Genomic DNA, 18,901 nt, shown 5'->3' with positions numbered 1-18,901 from the left:
TTTTTCATTAAAAAAATGAGCCTAAACTCATTTTTTAAAAAACATATCAATATCTTCAAAAACTTCCATCCTGTTGTCTTCATTTAAAACTTCATGTTTCATATGATCATAAGTTTTAAAATATAGATTTTTGTATCCAATGGATGATAAAATATTCTTTGTATTCATTAACCCCTTATCTCCACCAGTAACATCATCATCAACTCCATTTAAGGAAGCTATTTGTAAATCTTTATTTTTAACTTTGTATTTATTGTTTTTATTTAAATCATTTACAAGAGTAAACAAGCAAACATTACTTCTTGCCAAAAATCCACTTAAACGCATTGGATCATTATCTTTCATTCTAACATTTTCCTCATTATAAGAAATCCAAGAAGAATCCTTAGAAGAAATACCAGAAAGTGCATCAAGCAAATGTGATTTTCTTTTCTCACCCAAATAAAATGTGACAATATTTCCAATAAAAATTCCAAGTTTTGCAATTGGAATATAAGCTACAGTTCCTGTCAAAACTAATTTATCAATAGTATAATCATATTTTTGCAAATAATTTCTACAAATCAAAGACCCCATAGAATGACCCAACATATAAACTTTTTTGTCCTTGTAATACATTCTAATATATTTATTTATAACAAATTGGTCATCAACAAGCTCATCTTTTTCTTTAATAAATCCAGAAGGGTGATTTTCAGAAATAGATTTTCCATGTCCCCTATTATCTGAAATTACAACAGCATAGCCTCTTTCATTTAAAAATTTAACAAAATGCAAATAATTAAGTGAATGCTCAAGCATACCATGGACAATTTGAACAACAGCTTTTGGATTTTCAACATCAAAACGGTTAGCATAAATATCAAAACCATCTGAATTTGTAAGAATAACCTTGCACCTATTATTCTTAATTAAACTTTCTTCTTTAATAAAAAATTTTGACCCATTTTTTAAATCAAGATAAGTTTTTTTCTTGTACAAATAATAAATTTGAGGAAGAAAAATCAAAAACAAAATCAAAATAAAATATTTCATCTTAGCCCCTTTTTTTCACATTAAAGGCAGTATCTCCCCTGCCCAAATCTTTCACATCAAATTCAACACTTGCTCCATTTTCAATAGTTTTATAATCCTTATCAGAAATTATTTCAGAATAATGAAAAAAATAGTCGCCACTTTCTGATTCTATAAAACCATATCCCTTTTTTTCATCAAAAAATTTAACTTTTCCTTCCATTTTTACTCCTTTTTAGCCTTAAATAAAATCCTCAAAGTATTATCCTTAATCTTTCCCATATCATCTTCATCAAAAATTTCAATATCAGAAAAATTATTTTCTTTCAAAATTTTTTCCATAAAATCTACAGTATATATTCTTTCAACCTGATTTTCAATTATTCTTTGGTAAGTCCCATCCTCGTTTTCAACAAAAAAATTTAGCTCCATATCAATAATATCATCAGTTTTAATATTATCCCAGGTATAAAAAATATCCTCATACTCATAAATATAAGATTTCAAACCGAAAACTTCTTTCATTTTATATTCTGAATTTATATCAAAAATTAAAAGTCCACCCTCTTTCAAATTTTTATAAGAATTTTCCATCAATTTTTTTAAATCAATTTCATCCAAAATATAATTTATAGAATCAAGCAAAATCACAATTAAATCATAGGAATTTTCATTTTGAAAATCAACCATATCATAATTATACAAAGATACATTTTCTTCTTGATATTTTTTCGAAAAAACTTCGAGCATAGATTTTGATAAGTCCAAGGCATCAATTTTTTCAAAAAAATCAAAAAAATGATTGGTTAGCATGCCAGTTCCGCACGCTAACTCCAACATTTTTTCTTTTTTAATCTTATTTTTCTTGACCAAAGATTTTATATTTTCTGCATATTTCTCATAATCTAGGTCAAAAGATAATTTGTCATAAATATAAGCAAAATCTTTATACATTATTTATCTTCTATTTCCTTGTAAGATTCTTGAGTTTTTACAAGTAAGTCCTTATATTTTTCTAATTTTTCACGTTCTTCATTTACAACAGCTTCAGGTGCTTTTGAAATAAAACCTTGGTTATTTAATTTACCCTCAGCTCTTTTAATTTCAGATTCAAGTTTTTTAATTTCATCTTTTAATCTATTTCTTTCCTTGTCATAATCAATTAGATTTTTTAAAGGAATATAAATTTTAAAATCATTGAAAATCAAAGATACTGCATCTTCAACTTCTTTGTCCTTATCTATTATTGTAATTTCTCCAGATTTTGAAAGATTCACAAATTGACCCTTCAAAATTTCTAGGAAATTTCTAGTATTTTCATCAGATGAGTAAATTATTAAATCTTGTCTTGTTTTTGAACCAAGATTTAGAGTTTGTCTTTGATTTCTTATAGATTTTATAGCCTCAATTGCTCCATCAACAACTCTTGCCTCGCTGTCAAAATTAAAATCATCCCTAACCTTAGGCCAAGATTCAACTATAAGCATATCTTTTTTATTTGGCAATTGCTTATAAATTTCCTCAGTAATAAATGGCATAAATGGATGAAGAAGTGAAATCATGTCTTTTAAAACATAAAGTAGAACTTTTTTAACAGTTGATTTTTTATTTTCATCATCAGAATTTAATCTTTCTTTAGCAAATTCAATATACCAATCGCAAAATTCTTCCCAAATAAAATCTTCAATCCTACTTGCAGCAAGACCAATTTCATAATTATCCAGATTTTTAGAAACTTCTTCTATAACATTATTCAATCTTTTTAAAATCCACTTATCTTCAAGACTTAAATCTAAATTTTTAAATTCAATATCATCATCTTCATCAATATTCATCAAAACAAATCTTGTTGCATTCCATAATTTGTTGGCAAAATTTCTGCTTGCTACAATTCTTTTTTCATCATAGCGCATATCATTTCCAGGAGAATTTCCTGTTATTATTGTAAATCTAAGGGCATCTGCTCCATATTTATTTACAACGTCAATTGGATCAACTCCATTTCCAAGAGATTTACTCATTTTTCTTCCTTGAGAATCTCTAATTAGACCTGTGAAAAGTACATGGTCAAAAGGAGTTTCCTTAGTATTGTAAAGAGATGAAAATACCATTCTTATAACCCAGAAAAATATAATATCATAACCTGTTACAAGAATATCTGTTGGGAAGAAATATTTATAATCTTCAGTTTCTTCTGGCCATCCCAAGGTTGCAAAAGGCCAAAGAGCTGATGAAAACCAAGTATCAAGAGTATCTTCTTCTTGAGTGACTTTTTTCCCATTCAAATATCCATTTTCATCTGGATCATCTTCTGAAACAATAATTTCTCCATCTTCAGTATAGAAAACTGGAAGTCTGTGTCCCCACCACAATTGTCTAGAAATACACCAATCTCTAATATTTTCTAGCCAATTCATGTAGGTTTTTCCTAAAGAATCTGGAATTAAATTCAAATCTCCATTTTTATAAACTTCGATTGCATCTTTTGCCAAATCTTCCATTTTAACAAACCATTGTTTTGAAATTAATGGTTCAATTACAACATTTGTTCTTTCACTGTATCCAACTGCATGCTCAATTGTTTCAGTTTTTACCAAAAGATTTTCTTTTTCCAAATCTTCAATCATTAATTTACGAGCATCATACCTATCAAGACCAGAATATTTTCCGTATCCTTCTTTAATATTTGCACCTTCATCAATAACTATGCATTGGCCAAGACCATGTCTTTTTCCAACTTCAAAATCGTTAGGGTCATGGGAAGGAGTTATTTTTACACAACCTGTACCAAATTCCATATCTACATAAGAATCTTCAATCAAAGGAATTTTTCTTCCTACAAGTGGTAAAATTAAATTTTTTCCAATTTTATCTTTAAATCTCGCATCTTCTGGGTTTACTGCAACAGCCAAGTCTCCAAGCATGGTCTCAGGTCTTGTTGTGGCAATTGTAATAAAATCATCACTATCTTCAAAGAAATATTTTATATACCATAAATGTCCTTCTTGGTCTTTGTGGTAAACTTCTGCATCAGAAAGAGCGGTTTTTGCCTCAGGATCCCAATTTACAATCCTATTTCCCCTATAAATTAGGCCTTCATCATACATTTTTTTGAAAACTTTTCTTACAGCCCTTGTAAGATTTTTATCCATAGTAAAAGAATCACGGTCCCAATCACAAGAAACTCCTACAGTTCTTAATTGTCTTTTTATTGTTCCACCGTACTCTTTGGTCCAGTCCCAACATTCTTCCAAAAATTTATCACGACCCAAATCATCTTTGGATTTGCCTTCATTTTTTATTTTTTCTACAACTTTTGCTTCAGTTGAAATTGATGCGTGGTCAGTTCCTGGAATCCAACAAGCTTCAAATCCTTGCATTCTTTTATATCTAATAATAATATCTTGAATTGTATTATTTAAAGCATGACCCAAGTGTAGTTTTCCTGTAATATTTGGTGGTGGCATTACAATAGTAAATGGTTTTTTATTTTCATCTACCCTTGCTTTAAAATATCCACCATCTTCCCATTTTTTATAAATTTCTTTTTCAAATTTTTGTGGCTCGTATTTTGTTTGCATAAATTCTCCTTAATTTCAAAATAAAAATTAAAAATAAATAATAAAAAAAGTAACACAACTCTCAAGGACGAGATTATCGCGTTACCACCTATCTTCCTTTTTTTAAAAAAGGCTCTTATTTGCATACATGCATGCTACATTAAACTATTTCAAAACAACCTTCATAGGATTAATTTAAAGACTTTCACCATCCGTCTTCTCTCTAAAAAAATTTCCCCTACTACTCCTTTTTGTCAAAGTTTTTTATTCATTTCTTCTCTTATTATATTTTAAATATTCTTTTTGTCAATTTTGTAAAAATTTAAGAAATAAAAAAATTATCTATTTGTTTAAAAACTAATAATTATTAGTTTTTATGATTGAAAAATGTTTTCAAGTCTTGGATTTTTATTTAAAAATGCTATAATATTAGTAGAATCTTATATTAAAGAGGTGATAGGATGAAGCTTAATGTAAACATTATCTCTGACACAAGTGGCTATGCTATAGAAAAAATTGTAAATGTATCCCTTAGTCAATTTGATGTTGAAACAATTACAAATATTTATCCAGATGTAAGAGATATACAATCTCTAAAGGATATTTTAAATTTTATAATTGAAACTGGCGAAAATTTTATAATCTATCACTCATTCCAAGATTCAAGGATGAACGTTTATATCAATGACTTTTGTGAACTAAATGATATTACTTATGTTGATATAACCGGCTATTCCATAAGGACCATTTCTAAAAAACTTGATTTAGAACCAAAATATTCTTTTTCTGATGAGTCCCTTTATGAAACTGACCGATTTAAAGCATTAAATTCTTTAGATTTTGCCATTAAATATGATGATGGCAAAGATTTTAGATCGCTAAAAGCCTGTGATATAGCAATTATTGGTGTATCTCGTTCTTCTAAAACTCCCTTATCAATTTATATGGCAAGCAAGGGTTATAAAGTTTGCAATATTCCTATACTTTTGAATACCAAACTTCCCGATGAACTTTTTGAAATCGATAAAAATAAATTATTCGGTCTTACTATTGATAAAAATATTTTGAAATCTTTCAGGGAAGAAAGACTTAAAAGTCTAAATTTGTTTGGTAAAAGTCAATATTCAGATTTGAGAAATATCCAAAAAGAATTAGACCATGCAAAAGAGATAATGGATGATTTGGATTGTGTAATAATTGATGTTACGAATAGGTCCATAGAAGAAACGGCTGATATTATAATCAATCATATTAACAGTAGGAAAGGGGAAAAAAATGACTGAAAAATATGTATACAATTTTAACGAAGGAGACAAGGACATGCGCTCTTTGCTTGGTGGTAAAGGCGCAAATTTAGCAGAAATGACAAACATGGGAATAAATGTTCCATATGGTTTTACAGTTACAACTGAAGCTTGTGCAAGATTTTATAAAGAAGATCAAAAAATCTGGGAAGATCTTAATGATGAAATTTCAAATCACATAAAAGATCTTGAAAGTCACAACGAAAAAACTTTTGGATCAACTGAAGATCCACTCCTTGTATCAGTAAGAAGTGGTGCTCCAATTTCTATGCCTGGAATGATGGATACTATCCTTAATCTTGGCTTGAATGATGACGCTGTTATTGGTCTTAGTAAAAAAACAAATAATGAAAGATTTGCCTACGATTCATACAGAAGATTTATTCAAATGTTTGCTGACGTAGCAATGGGAATTAATAAAAATAATTTTGAAAAGGTTCTTAGTGCTAAAAAAGACGAAAAAGGCGTTAGTGAAGATACAGAACTTACTGCTGAAGATTTAAAAGATGTAGTAGAAAAATATAAAAAAGTTTATAAAGATATAGAGGGTGAAGATTTCCCACAAGAGCCAAGAGAACAATTAAACAAAGCTATAAATGCTGTTTTTGCTTCTTGGAATAATGAACGTGCAATTTTATATAGAAGAATAAATGATATTGATGATTCTATGGGAACTGCTGTAAATGTTCAAACAATGGTATTTGGAAATATGGGTGATACTTCTGGAACTGGCGTTGCTTTTTCAAGAAACCCTGCTACTGGTGAAAACAAATTATTTGGTGAATATTTAATGAACGCTCAAGGTGAGGACGTTGTTGCTGGAGTTAGAACACCAAAAGAAATTCAAACTTTAAAAGATTCTTTACCAGAAGTTTTTGATCAATTCCATGATACTGCAGAAAAACTTGAACAACATTACAAGGACATGCAAGATATGGAATTTACCATTCAAGAAGGTAAATTATTCTTACTTCAAACAAGAAATGGTAAGAGAACTGCTCAAGCTGCTGTAAAAGTTGCTGTTGATATGGTTCATGAAGGTCTTCTTGATGAAAAAGAAGCAATTTTAAGAATTGATCCAAAAGATCTTGATGGTCTTCTCCACCCAACTCTTTCTCAAAAATCTATAAAAGAAAATAATCCTATTGCAAAAGGTCTTGCTGCAAGTCCAGGAGCTGCTGTTGGTTACATTGCCTTTACTGCAAAAGAAGCCAAAAAAAGAGCAGCAAAAGGTGTTGATGTAATCCTTGTTCGTGAAGAAACTTCTCCAGAAGATCTTGAAGGAATGGTTTCAGCAAGTGGTATTCTTACTGCTAGAGGTGGTATGACAAGCCATGCTGCTGTTGTTGCAAGAGGAATGGGAAAATGTTGTGTATCTGGAGCTCATGATATTTATGTTGATGAAGTTGAAAGATTTGTAAGAATCGATGGAAAGAAATATTCTGACCAAGATGTTCTATCAATAGATGGTTCAACTGGAAATATTTATGCTGGAGCACTTGAAACAGAAAGTCCAAAACTTGAAGGAAACTTCGGCGAATTTATGGGCTGGGTTGATAAATATCGTGATATGAAAGTTAGAACAAATGCTGATACTCCTCACGATGCTGAACAAGCACTACAATTTGGAGCTGAAGGAATTGGTTTATGTAGAACTGAACACATGTTCTTTAAAGCTGACAGAATTTTCCAAGTTAGAAAAATGATTTTGGCTCACAATGCTGAAACTAGAAAAGAAGCTTTGGATATGATCCTTCCAATGCAAGAAGATGATTTCTACCAAATTTATTCTCTAATGGGAGAAAGACCTGTTACAGTAAGACTTCTTGATCCACCTCTTCATGAATTTTTACCAAGAGGACAAGAAGAAATTAGAACTCTTGCTGAAGATTTAAATATGGAAATTGCTGAAGTTAAAAAAAGAATCCTTGATCTTGAAGAAGTAAACCCAATGCTTGGATTTAGAGGACTTAGACTTGGAGTTAGATATCCTGAAATTTCAAAAATGCAAGCTCGTGCAATAATCCAAGCTGCTTTGCATTGTCACGAAGATGGAATAAATGTTGTTCCAGAAATAATGATCCCACTTTCATCTGATGTAAAAGAACTTGCTTATGTAAAAACTCAAGTTAGAGAAGAAATCGAAAAAGTTTTCGAAGAAAAAGGAAAGAAAATTGATTACTTATTAGGAACAATGATTGAAATTCCTAGAGCTGCAATAACAGCTGATGAAATCGGTGAAATCACTGACTTCTTCTCATTCGGAACAAACGACTTAACACAAATGACCTTTGGTCTTTCAAGAGATGATGCTGGCAAATTCTTAGATCTTTACCTTGATAAAGATATTTTTGCCAAAGATCCTTTCCAAGTTTTAGATCAAAAAGGTGTTGGTTTCTTGGTTGAAACTGCTGTAGAACGTGGTAAAAAAGCAAATCCAAACCTACACTTAGGAATCTGTGGAGAACACGGTGGAGAACCTACAACTGTAAAATATTTGTACAATGTAGGACTTGATTATGTATCTTGTTCACCATTTAGAGTTCCAATTGCAAAACTTGCTGCAGCTCAAGAAGCTATTGAACATCCAAGAAATAAATAATTTTATACACAAAATACCAGAGCTTAAGCTCTGGTATTTTTATTTTCAAGAAGGATAAATAAATCTAAATTTATTTCTTATATTTCGTCTTTTATTATTTTTTCCATCATATCTTTTACCTTCTTGTAGGTATCTTCTTTATCTATAGCTCCTACAATTGGATCACCAACTATATTTCCTTCGCTATCTACAAGAATTGATGTTGGGTATGACATAATTGTTTCGGTATATTTTTCAAGTTCACTGTCTTTGTCTATACTTATATTTCTATATTTTGCTCCTTGTTTTTTTAGGATTTTTTTAGCTTCTTTTATTGTATCTTCATCCCCTACTTTGGCTTCTGAGTTTATTCCTATAACTTGTCCGCCCATTTTTTCAACTTCTTCATTTAATTGTTGTAATTTTGGAATTTCTCCAACGCATGGTGCACATCCATTAAACCAGAAATTAACTAGGGTTAGTTTTTTGTCTTTGAAAATTTCTTTTGTCACCTCTTTTCCATCAAAATCTTTTGATTTAAATTCTGGGAAGGCTTTTAATTCTTTGGTTGATGATTTTTCATTTTTGTTGTAACCATTATTAAATTGGCTATCTATTCCCTTTTTTTTGTTAATAATTTTCTCGATTTTTCCAATTTCTTCTACATCTTTTTTAAGTAGGTCGTAATCTTCTTTTGAAAGTTCATCTTTTGATTTTTCTACCAAATCTAGAAGGTACATATCATAAGATACGCTAGCTTCCCCCGCTACCTTGCTTTTGTCAGCTTTTGAAAATGCAACTTGCCATTGTTTATTGTGGCTTTCAATGATTTTATTTTGTTTTTCCATTAACTGATCTACTGACTCATCTGTTGATGATGGATTTTCACTATCTTTTTTATTTGATTCTTTTTTATCTGTCATATTGCTTTCAACACTTTTTTTGTTGCTTGACATTTCATTTTTGTCTTCTTTTTTTGAACAAGCTGTAAAACTTAATGCCAAAGCTAAAGCTAGGGCTGATACTTTTATTTTTTTTAATTTCATTTTTTTCTCCTTAATTAATTTTTTATTTTTTCTTTTTCATCTTTTTTATCAAATCCAAATTGGTATTTTAAAGCACAAGTTGGACATGATTTAATGCACATTCCACACCTTATACATTCTGTGTGATTTTGGTCTTTTCTAACATCTACATCCATTTTACAAGCCTTTTGACATTTTTTGCAAGATATGCACTTATTATTGTCGAAAATTATTTTAAATAGGGAAATTTTATTAAATAATGCATAAAATGCTCCCAATGGACAAATCCACTTGCAAAAGGGTCTAAAAAATATTATTGATAGGACTACGCTTATTATTAGAATTGTAAGTTTTAAGTTAAATAATGATCCTAGGCTTGCCCTTATTGATGAATCTACCAAGGAAAGTGGAATTGCTCCTTCCAAAACTCCAGCAGGACATATATACTTACAAAAATATGGATTGCCCATGCCCAAGTCATTTACTAATAAAACTGGTAAAATTACAACCGTTAGTACAAGTATAAAATATTTTATGTAGCGTAATGGCTTTAATTTTTTTGTTGAAAATTTTTTTGACGGGATTTTATGTAAAATTTCTTGGAAAAATCCAAAAGGACACAAAAATCCACAAACAAGTCTTCCAAACATTACTCCAACAAAAATTAAAAATCCACTCACATAATAGGAAAATTTAAACTTTGATGAGCCTACTACCGCCTGATAGGCTCCTATGGGACAAGCTCCAGAAGCTGCAGGACAGGAATAACAATTAAGCCCCGGTACGCAAATTCTTTTAAAATCCCCCCTATAAATTACCCCTTTTAAAAAATTAGGTATGTGAATATTGGTAAGAAGGCTTGCTAACAATTGAATAAGCCGCCTATATTTTGCCAAAATATTTAATTTTATTTTATCCAATTCCAACACACTCCAGACATAGTTTTACTGCCTTACTTAAAACCGTATCGACTTCTCCACGAAAGGCACCGTAAGTGATAAAAATTAGACTCAAAATTAAAAAACCAATTTGCATATTTTTCTTTTTTCTTATTTCTATAACAATCACCTCTTTACAAATTAATAATAACATGGCTCCTATAAATTTTCTGTTAAGATTTTCTTAACATCTATTTTATTTTGATTTGATATAATACATATAAAGGAGAAAAGATGAAAATTTTAATTGTAGAAGATGAAAAAATATTAAATGATACCATAAGTAAATCTTTAAAAAAAGCAGGATATGAGGTTGAATCAGCTTTTGACGGCTTTGAAGCAATGGAGATGATAGAAATTGAATCCTACGACCTTATTGTTTTGGATTTAAATCTTCCAAACATGGATGGGATGGAAATTTTGAAAAATTTAAGAAAAGAAGATGAAGAAACAAAAGTTTTAATTCTTTCCGCAAGAAGTCAAATTAAAGATAAGGTTGAAGGTCTTGATGCAGGAGCTAATGATTTTTTGCAAAAGCCCTTTCATTTAGACGAATTAAAGGCAAGAGTAAGGTCTTTAACTCGTAGAAATTTTATCCAAAATCAAACAAATCTTACCTTTGATAGGATAAAATTTGATAGCAAAAAAAGACTTACCTTTGTCGATGAAAAAGAATTAAAACTAACCAGAAAAGAATCTGGAATTTTAGAATATTTACTCTTAAACCAAGGACGCCCTGTAAGTCAAGAAGAATTGATTGACCATGTTTGGGATTCTAGTGTAGATTTGTTGAGTAATTCGATTAGGGTTCACATTTCAGCCCTTAGGAAAAAATTAAAAAATGAGCTTGGCTATGATCCAATTGAAAATAGGATTGGTGTGGGCTATCTTTTGAGGAAAATAAAATGAAAAAAATGTCATTAAGGCTTAGAATTGCCATTTTAACAAGTATTTTGATTGCTCTTACAAGTTTGACCATGAATTTTTTCATGAACAAAACCGCATATTTTTATATAGATTCACTTGGTGGCTATGTTGATAATATAGAAAATAAAAAAGATTTATATATAAATATTGATGAAGATAAAATCGATGATTTTCAAAATACTTTCTCAGATAAGGTCACAAATTCCAAGGATGATTTTTCAAAAAAATCTTGGCTTATTACAAGTTTAGTTACTATTTTTGGAGGAATTATTTCATATTTTTTAAGCGGGAAATTTTTGGAACCCTTGGATAAATTTTCCAGACAAATTGAGCAAATCCAGCTTAAAAATATTACAGACTATGAAGTAAAAGAAAATCCCATAAAAGAATTTCAAAAACTAACTACCTCTTTTAATCAAATGCTTGAAAGATTAAACGAATCCTATAAAAACGAAAGAGAATTTACAGCAAGAGCAGCCCACGAACTAAGGACCCCCCTAACCATAATAAATTCCCAAATTGACCTATTTGAAGAAAAAAATATAGATGAAAATGAAGTAAATAACCTTATGACTATGATAAAAAACGAATCAGATAGGCTAGCAAAACTTGTAACAAGTCTTTTGGAATTAAGCGAATTAAGGTCAGTTTCAAGAAATGAAAAAATTGAACTTTCCTCTTTAATTGAAGAAGCTATTCAAGATCTAGCACCTCTTTTAGATAAAAAAGAAATAAATATAGAAAATAATTGTAAGGAAATCTATATAGAAGGAAGTGATATTTTAATTTATAGGGCCTTTTACAACCTAATTGAAAACGCCATAAAATACAACAAAAATCACGGTTATATAAAAATTTACTCAAAAATAAAAAATAATTTTGTAGAAATTTTCGTAGAAGACAGCGGTATTGGTATAGATTCAAAAGAAAAAGATAATATTTTCAAGGCCTTTTATAGGATAGAAGGAAACGAAGAAAAAGGATCAGGCCTTGGCCTATCTCTTGTGAAAGAAACAATAAAAATCCATGGGGGAGAAATACAAGTTTTAAATAAAGAAAAAGGCAGCCTAATAAAAGTAAGCTTGCCAATTTCAAATTTATAAAAAATTGTTTTTAAAGATAAAAAAACTAGGCACAAGGCCTAGTTTTTTAAATTAAATTTCTTCAGCATTTATAATCTCATCATTGAAACCATCTTTGTAGTCATCATTTTTAACTATATGTTTATTAAAGATTTTATCTATACCAACTGAGATTGCTGTATCTCCTGATATATTTGCTGCGGTTCCAAATGAATCTTGTGTTAGATAAAGTGTAATCAATAATGATGCAAGTTCACCTTCTGAAGGAATTCCTACAACTGGTAAAAATGGTAGGGCGCTCATTACAGCTCCACCTGGTGCTCCTGGTGCTGCAACCATAGCAATTCCTAAAATTGCCATATATCTTAACATTAATAAGTAAGAATGATCCATTCCATACATGGTTAAAATTGTAAATGTACAAGCTGTGATTGTAATCATAGAACCTGGCATGTGAACTGTAGCTCCAAGAGGAATAACAAAATCTCTTATTCCCTTGCTAACACTGTTTGATTTAGCACATTCTAAGTTTACAGGAATTGTAGCAACAGATGATTGAGTTCCAACTGCTGTTAAATATCCTTTGATTTGATTTTTGATTAAAACAAGAGGATTTTTCTTTGTATAAAGGCCATTTATTATAAATAAAGCAGATATATATAATAAGTGAAGGGCAATTACACATAAGAATATTTTCCAGAATATTGATAAAACTGCAAAAACAGATCCCGTGAAGGCCATTTTTGAGAAATTACCAAAAATAAAAAATGGTAATAATGGAACAATTGCAGTTGATAAAACTTTTGTAATTATATCATTAAATTCTCCAATTAAACCATAAGAATATTCACCCTTGCCGTGTTTTCTTAACCAAGAAATTGAAATTCCCATCATAAAAGCAAAAATAATTGCTGATGTAACATCAAAAAATGGTGTGATAGGTACTTCAAAAAATGGATTTACTTCAATTTTACTTGAAGCTTGAATTTTAGAAACTTGATCTTGGCTTATAAAAGCTGGGAAAATATTAGAACTCATTAAATAAGATAAAGTACCACCAACTAAAGTTGATGCATAAGCAATAAGAACGGTTACTGCAAGTAACCTTCCAGCTCCCTCTCCAAGGTCAGCTATTCCTTTAGTAACAAAAGCGATAATCATAAGTGGAATAACAAAGTTTAAAAATGCACCGAAAATGGATGAGAATGTAACTGCAATTCTAACAAACCATTCAGGCAAATATAAACCTGCTAAAGTACCCAAGGCAATCGCTATCAATAATTTTGGTATTAAACCAAGTTTTTTCTTTTCAGATTTACTCATAAAAATTTAAACACTCCTTTTTTAGCTATATTTCATATGTACAATATATATAGCTCGTTTCATGACTACCTTTTCATTATAAGGCAAAAAATAAAAAAGCGCAAATTAAATTGCACTTTTTTTAACAATTATCTATTTAATTTTCACATTCCTGGTCATATTTTCTTTGAAGTTCATTAATTAATTTTTTATCGTCAAAGTAATTTATTCCCATAGCTTCTTTCACCTGTTCGAGTTTCATTTTTCCATAATCACTCGCTTCTTTTGAACCATTTTCCATAATCTCAAAAAGTTTAGAAATATCTTTTGCATAATATTTCCTTCTTTCCCTAATTGGTTCAAGAAAATCTTCCAAAACTTTATTCAAGAATTTTTTAATTTTTACATCACCAAGGCCACCTTTTCTGTAATGGGCTTTTAATTCATCCAAATTTTTATATTCTGGCAAGAATTTTTCAAAATGGTAATCTTCACAAAAAGCATCAAGGTAAGTAAAGACAGAATTTCCCTCAACTTTTCCAGGATCCGATACTTTTATATGGCCTGGATCGGTAAACATGGCCATAACTTTTCTCTTTACTTCCTTTTTTGAATCTGATAAGTAAATACAATTATTCAAAGATTTACTCATTTTAGCATTTCCATCAATTCCAGGAAGTCTTCTACAAACTTTATTTTCTGGAATCATTGCCTTTGGCTCCCTAAAAATTTCTTTGTAAGTGCTATTAAAAGACCTGACTAATTCTCTTGCTTGCTCAAGCATAGGCTCTTGATCTTCCCCAACTGGCACGATATTTGAGTCAAATAAAATTATATCTGAAGTTTGGCTTACAGGATAAATTAAAAATCCTGTTGGAAGGCTTGTTTCAAAATTTTTAGATTTTATTTCACTTTTTACTGTAGGATTTCTCTCAAGTCTTGATAAGGTAACTAAATTTAATAAATAAAAAGTTAGCTCTGTTAGCTCTTTTACATATGATTGAACAAAAAATGTTACCTTGTTTGGATCAAGACCAACTGACAAATAATCAAGCATAACTTCCGTAATATTTTCTCTAATTTTTTTTGGATTATCAAAATTATCTGTAAGGGCTTGGGCATCGGCAATCATTACATACATTTTGTCATAATTTCCCTCATTTTGAATTTTAACCCTATTTCTCAAAGATCCAACATAATGACCCAAGTGAAGTTTTCCTGTTGGTCTGTCACCAGTTAATATTATATCTTTCATTTTTTCTCCTTTTAATAAAAAATAAGGGAAAGATTATTTCCTTCCCTTATTAGCTAAATATGCATCTATAAATCCGTCAATATCTCCATCCATTACACTTTCTACATTTCCAACTTCAAAATTTGTTCTATGATCTTTGACCAAAGTGTATGGGTGAAATACATAAGATCTTATTTGACTTCCCCAAGCTATTTGGGTGTAATTTCCTTGAATATCTTCAATTTTTTCCCTGTGCTCTTCTTCTTTTATTTGGGTAAGTTTTGCCAAAAGAAGTTTCATCGCAGTTTCTTTATTTTGAGTTTGACTTCTTTCAGCCTGACTTGAAGCTATAACTCCTGTAGGAATATGAGTAATTCTTACAGCAGAATCTGTTTTATTTACGTGTTGACCACCAGCTCCACTTGCCCTATAAGTATCAATTCTTAAATCCTTTGGATCAATTTCTACACTCATATCGTCATTTAGCTCCGGGAAAATATCAACTGAAGCAAAAGAAGTGTGGCGTCTTTTTGATGAGTCAAAAGGAGAAATTCTAACAAGTCTGTGAACTCCTTTTTCTCCTTTTAAATATCCATAAGCAAAAGATCCTTTTACATGGATTGTTGCAGATTTTATACCACCAGCTTCTTCATTATTTAAATCTGTAATATCAAATTTAAAATTACGTCTTTCAAAAAACCTGGTGTACATTCTCATGAGCATCTCTGCCCAATCAGTCGCCTCAAGACCGCCCGCTCCTGCGTGTATTACAAGATAAGCATTATTTTTATCATATTCTCCATCAAGCTCAGTTTTAATTTTAAAAGATCCAATTTCTTTTTTTAAAGAATTTAAAATCTCCTCAATTTCATCCAAGCTTTCCAAATCTTCATTGCTTTCTTCAATTATATCCAAAAGATCCGATTGATCTTTTAAATCCTCTTCAAATTTTTTAAAAGTTTTGAAATTTTCTTTTTTATCGGAAAAATCTGCCATTATTTCTTGGGCTTTTTGGCTATCATCCCAAAAATCTTCTTGTAAAGTTTGTTTTTCAATTTTTTTTATTTCTTCATTTAGCTTTTTAGGGTCAAGATGGGATCCAATCATCTCTAGATTTTTATCAAGTTCTTTAATGATTTCTCTTAACTCATAAATTTCTGCCATCTAATTACCCTTGATATTTCCTTTTTTGGCTTCTCTTTTTAATCTTCTTCTTTCAGCTCTGTTGTTTGCTTCTTCTGGGTTTTCTGGATTTTCAAATCCTTCTTCGTCTGGTTTTAGAACTTGTTTTCTTTCAATATTTTGTCTAATTTCAACACCCATCATAAGTCTAACAGTTTCTTCTTGGATAGCATTTGTCATCTCTTCGTACATATCAAATCCAGTATTTGTATAAGCTCTTACAGGATCATCATTTCCCATTGCTCTTACACCAATTTCTTTTCTCATTTGATCCATTGAATCGATGTGCTCCATCCATTTTGTATCAATAACTCTTAATAAAACAACTCTTTCAACTTCTCTCATGTTTTCATCACCAAATTGTTTTTCTTTCTCTTCATATTTATTTAGAGTTGTTTGGTAAATATAATCTATGAGTTTTTCTTGAGTAAAATCATTTATGTTTTCAAATCTTAATACTTCAACAGGAATTGCAATTGATTTTAAATGATTTAGTAGGGCTACCATTTCCCAATTTTCAGGTTTTACTTGTGGATTTGTAAATGAATAAACTGCTTGGGAGATTGAATCTTTGATCATTCCAAGAATTGAATCTCTCATGTTTTCTCCATAAAGAACTTGTTTTCTTTCATTGTAGATAATTGTTCTTTGTTTATTCATAACATCATCGTATTGAAGGACTCTTTTTCTTGTTGCAAAGTTGTTTGCTTCTACTCTTGTTTGAGCCTTTTCAATTGATCTTGTAACCATTCTTGAAACAATTGGTTCATCTTCAGGATAATTGTAGTTTTCTACAAATTTTGAAATTTGTTCTCCAACATTAAGTCTGATCAAATCATCTTTTAATGAAATGAAAAATCTTGACTTTCCTGGATCTCCTTGTCTTCCTGAACGTCCTCTCAATTGGTTATCTATTCTTCGAGATTCGTGTCTTTCTGAACCAATTATATAAAGCCCACCAACTGCTCTAACTTTTTCAGCTTCTTCATCAATACCAGGTTTTACTAGAGATTTATAATGTTTATATTTTTTTCTAGCTTCTAAAATTTCTTGGTTGTCTGTTTCTTGGAAGGAGTCAACTTGTTCTAGTAATTCTTCTGATATTCCTTCTCTTTTTAATCTTTGTTTTGCCATGTGATCGGCATTTCCACCAAGCATAATATCAGTACCACGGCCTGCCATGTTTGTTGCAATTGTAACTGATCCAAATCTACCAGCTTGAGCAACTATATCAGCTTCTCTTTCATGGTTTTTAGCATTTAGTACAACGTGTTTAATTTTTTCTTTTTTAAGAGCATTTGATAATTTTTCAGAATTTTCAATTGAAATTGTACCAACAAGGATTGGTTGACCTGTTGCATGAACTCTTTTGATTTCTTCAATAATTGCATTATATTTACCGTTTTCGTTTATATAAACGTGATCAACATCATCAACTCTTTGAATTGGTCTATTTGTTGGAATTTCTACAACATCTAAGCTGTAAATTTCTGAAAATTCTTCTTCTTCAGTTTTTGCAGTACCAGTCATTCCTGATAATTTATCATACATCCTAAAGTAATTTTGGAAGGTGATTGTTGCAAGAGTTTTGGATTCTGATTGAACTTCAACTCCTTCTTTTGCTTCAATTGCTTGGTGAAGACCATCTGAATATCTTCTTCCTTGCATGATACGACCTGTAAATTCATCTACAATCATAACCTCGCCATTATTTACAACATAATCAATATCTCTTGTCATTGTTGTGTTTGCTTTTAGGGCATTGTTAATGTAGTGGGCAAGCTCAAGGTGCTCTGGGTCTGATAAATTTTCAATTCCAAAGAATTTTTCGGCTTTTGCTGTACCTTGTTCTGTAAGATTTGATGATTTTCTTTTTTCATCAACCAAGAAGTCTACTTTTTCTACAACAAATTCTCTGTCGAAAGGATCTTGGTCTAAATCTTCGTTTGGATCTAAAATTCTTCCTTCAAGACCTTTAATAAATTCATCTGCTTTTACATAAGTATCTGTGGATTCGTCGCCTTCTCCAGAAATAATAAGTGGAGTTCTAGCCTCATCTATTAAAATTGAATCGACCTCATCGACTATAGCATAATGAAGGCCTCTTTGAACCATGTTGTCTTTATAAATAACCATGTTATCTCTTAGGTAATCAAAACCAAATTGGTTGTTTGTTCCATAAGTTATATCACAATTGTAATTTTTTTGTCTTTCAGAATTTGTAAGTCCATAAATAATACAACCTACAGTAAGACCTAAAAATGAATAAACTTTTCCCATCCACTCTTGGTCACGCTTTGCTAGGTAATCATTTACTGTTACTATATGGACTCCTTTTCCATCAAGTGCATTTAAATAAGCAGGGAGAGTTTCAACCAAAGTTTTTCCTTCTCCTGTTTTCATTTCTGCAATTTGTCCATTATGTAGAACAATTCCTCCGAGTAATTGCACTGGATAGTGTTTCATTCCCAAAACCCTATCACTTGCTTCTCTTACTGTAGCAAATGCTTCTACCAAAAGATCATCAAGGCTTTCACCATTTTTTAGTCTTTCTTTGAATTCATCTGTTTTTGCTTGTAACTGTTCATCTGTTAATTTTTGCATGTCTTCATCTAGTGATAAAATTTTGTCAACTAATTTTTGGTTGTTGGCAATTTCTTTTTGACTAAATGATTTAAATATATTTAATAACGCCAAATCTTTCACCTCTAATTCAATCTATATCCTACCCTTTTTATGACCTTTTATCAAC

15 protein-coding genes are annotated in these 18,901 nt (G+C 30.4%); 4 read left to right on the top strand and 11 right to left on the bottom strand.

Going from position 1 to position 18,901, the window contains the following annotated elements; all coding sequences use genetic code 11:
* Window positions 1-27: 27 nt before the first annotated feature.
* The 4 genes from BN2087_RS04535 to BN2087_RS04520 are packed head-to-tail and all read right to left on the bottom strand — an operon-like array spanning window position 28 to window position 4,595.
* The gene (locus tag BN2087_RS04535) at window positions 28-1,035 is read right to left on the bottom strand and encodes an alpha/beta fold hydrolase (RefSeq protein ID WP_049690673.1); all 1,008 of its coding nucleotides are present in this window, start codon (window positions 1,033-1,035) and stop codon (window positions 28-30) included.
* Window position 1,036: 1 nt separating this feature from the next.
* Window positions 1,037-1,237, bottom strand: coding sequence for a cold-shock protein (locus tag BN2087_RS04530; RefSeq protein ID WP_049690672.1), 201 nt, complete (start codon window positions 1,235-1,237; stop codon window positions 1,037-1,039).
* A gap of 2 nt (window positions 1,238-1,239) precedes the next feature.
* Window positions 1,240-1,968, bottom strand: a complete 729-nt coding sequence (locus tag BN2087_RS04525) for a class I SAM-dependent DNA methyltransferase (RefSeq protein WP_049690671.1) — start codon at window positions 1,966-1,968, stop codon at window positions 1,240-1,242.
* Window positions 1,968-4,595 carry a valine--tRNA ligase gene (locus BN2087_RS04520; RefSeq protein ID WP_049690670.1) on the bottom strand — a complete coding sequence of 876 codons (2,628 nt, stop codon included), beginning with the start codon at window positions 4,593-4,595 and terminating at the stop codon, window positions 1,968-1,970. Before BN2087_RS04520 ends, BN2087_RS04525 begins: the two co-directional genes overlap by 1 nt.
* A gap of 440 nt (window positions 4,596-5,035) precedes the next feature.
* Between BN2087_RS04520 and BN2087_RS04515 the strand changes: the two genes are divergently transcribed.
* Entirely contained in the window at window positions 5,036-5,857 is an 822-nt protein-coding gene (locus BN2087_RS04515; RefSeq protein WP_049690669.1) for a pyruvate, water dikinase regulatory protein, read from the top strand.
* Window positions 5,850-8,480 (top strand): pyruvate, phosphate dikinase, encoded by a 2,631-nt coding sequence (gene ppdK / locus BN2087_RS04510; protein ID WP_049690668.1) that lies wholly within the window; start codon window positions 5,850-5,852, stop codon window positions 8,478-8,480. The genes BN2087_RS04515 and ppdK overlap by 8 nt, the downstream gene beginning before the upstream one ends.
* A 77-nt stretch (window positions 8,481-8,557) precedes the next feature.
* Here the strand turns inward: ppdK and BN2087_RS04505 are convergent, their stop codons facing one another.
* From BN2087_RS04505 to BN2087_RS09510, 3 genes are read right to left on the bottom strand one after another with little or no spacing between them, the layout of a single operon-like run.
* On the bottom strand, window positions 8,558-9,505 hold the full coding sequence (locus BN2087_RS04505) for a TlpA family protein disulfide reductase (protein WP_049690667.1): 948 nt from the start codon (window positions 9,503-9,505) through the stop codon (window positions 8,558-8,560).
* A gap of 14 nt (window positions 9,506-9,519) precedes the next feature.
* Window positions 9,520-10,410 (bottom strand): 4Fe-4S binding protein, encoded by an 891-nt coding sequence (locus tag BN2087_RS04500; RefSeq protein ID WP_082144178.1) that lies wholly within the window; start codon window positions 10,408-10,410, stop codon window positions 9,520-9,522.
* Window positions 10,397-10,519 (bottom strand): CD1871A family CXXC motif-containing protein, encoded by a 123-nt coding sequence (locus BN2087_RS09510; protein WP_280641580.1) that lies wholly within the window; start codon window positions 10,517-10,519, stop codon window positions 10,397-10,399. The genes BN2087_RS04500 and BN2087_RS09510 overlap by 14 nt, the downstream gene beginning before the upstream one ends.
* A gap of 137 nt (window positions 10,520-10,656) precedes the next feature.
* Here BN2087_RS09510 and BN2087_RS04490 point away from each other — a divergent pair, with 137 nt between their 5' ends.
* Both BN2087_RS04490 and BN2087_RS04485 read left to right on the top strand, forming a co-directional pair.
* Window positions 10,657-11,331, top strand: coding sequence for a response regulator transcription factor (locus BN2087_RS04490; protein ID WP_049690664.1), 675 nt, complete (start codon window positions 10,657-10,659; stop codon window positions 11,329-11,331).
* A complete protein-coding gene (locus tag BN2087_RS04485) occupies window positions 11,328-12,452 on the top strand; it encodes a sensor histidine kinase (protein ID WP_049690663.1) in 1,125 nt (374 codons plus the stop codon). Before BN2087_RS04490 ends, BN2087_RS04485 begins: the two co-directional genes overlap by 4 nt.
* 51 nt (window positions 12,453-12,503) lie before the next feature.
* Here BN2087_RS04485 and BN2087_RS04480 read toward each other — a convergent pair whose 3' ends face one another.
* The 4 genes from BN2087_RS04480 to secA form a co-directional block, all read right to left on the bottom strand.
* Entirely contained in the window at window positions 12,504-13,754 is a 1,251-nt protein-coding gene (locus tag BN2087_RS04480) for a dicarboxylate/amino acid:cation symporter (protein WP_049690662.1), read from the bottom strand.
* A 136-nt stretch (window positions 13,755-13,890) separates the two neighbouring features.
* A complete protein-coding gene (gene trpS, locus BN2087_RS04475; RefSeq protein WP_049690661.1) occupies window positions 13,891-14,988 on the bottom strand; it encodes a tryptophan--tRNA ligase in 1,098 nt (365 codons plus the stop codon).
* Between the two features lie 33 nt (window positions 14,989-15,021).
* Window positions 15,022-16,131, bottom strand: a complete 1,110-nt coding sequence (gene prfB / locus BN2087_RS04470) for a peptide chain release factor 2 (protein ID WP_049690660.1) — start codon at window positions 16,129-16,131, stop codon at window positions 15,022-15,024.
* Window positions 16,132-18,846: a preprotein translocase subunit SecA gene (secA, locus tag BN2087_RS04465; RefSeq protein ID WP_049690659.1), complete on the bottom strand. Its 2,715-nt coding sequence runs from the start codon at window positions 18,844-18,846 to the stop codon at window positions 16,132-16,134.
* Window positions 18,847-18,901 lie beyond the last annotated feature (55 nt).

Source organism: Anaerococcus jeddahensis (genome assembly GCF_001182725.1).
Lineage (GTDB): Bacteria > Bacillota > Clostridia > Tissierellales > Peptoniphilaceae > Anaerococcus > Anaerococcus jeddahensis.
Note: the sequence above shows the minus strand (reverse complement) of the source record. Positions and strands in the feature narration are given on the sequence as shown.

Excerpts from the sequence above, each read along its gene's own strand:
- BN2087_RS04535 (WP_049690673.1), bottom strand. The coding sequence starts at position 1,035 with ATGAAATATTTTATTTTGATTTTGTTTTTGATTTTTCTTCCTCAAATT.
- BN2087_RS04530 (WP_049690672.1), bottom strand. The coding sequence starts at position 1,237 with ATGGAAGGAAAAGTTAAATTTTTTGATGAAAAAAAGGGATATGGTTTT.
- BN2087_RS04525 (WP_049690671.1), bottom strand. The coding sequence starts at position 1,968 with ATGTATAAAGATTTTGCTTATATTTATGACAAATTATCTTTTGACCTA.
- BN2087_RS04520 (WP_049690670.1), bottom strand. The coding sequence starts at position 4,595 with ATGCAAACAAAATACGAGCCACAAAAATTTGAAAAAGAAATTTATAAA.
- BN2087_RS04515 (WP_049690669.1), top strand. The coding sequence starts at position 5,036 with ATGAAGCTTAATGTAAACATTATCTCTGACACAAGTGGCTATGCTATA.
- ppdK (WP_049690668.1), top strand. The coding sequence starts at position 5,850 with ATGACTGAAAAATATGTATACAATTTTAACGAAGGAGACAAGGACATG.
- BN2087_RS04505 (WP_049690667.1), bottom strand. The coding sequence starts at position 9,505 with ATGAAATTAAAAAAAATAAAAGTATCAGCCCTAGCTTTAGCTTTGGCA.
- BN2087_RS09510 (WP_280641580.1), bottom strand. The coding sequence starts at position 10,519 with ATGCAAATTGGTTTTTTAATTTTGAGTCTAATTTTTATCACTTACGGT.
- BN2087_RS04490 (WP_049690664.1), top strand. The coding sequence starts at position 10,657 with ATGAAAATTTTAATTGTAGAAGATGAAAAAATATTAAATGATACCATA.
- BN2087_RS04485 (WP_049690663.1), top strand. The coding sequence starts at position 11,328 with ATGAAAAAAATGTCATTAAGGCTTAGAATTGCCATTTTAACAAGTATT.
- BN2087_RS04480 (WP_049690662.1), bottom strand. The coding sequence starts at position 13,754 with ATGAGTAAATCTGAAAAGAAAAAACTTGGTTTAATACCAAAATTATTG.
- trpS (WP_049690661.1), bottom strand. The coding sequence starts at position 14,988 with ATGAAAGATATAATATTAACTGGTGACAGACCAACAGGAAAACTTCAC.
- prfB (WP_049690660.1), bottom strand. The coding sequence starts at position 16,131 with ATGGCAGAAATTTATGAGTTAAGAGAAATCATTAAAGAACTTGATAAA.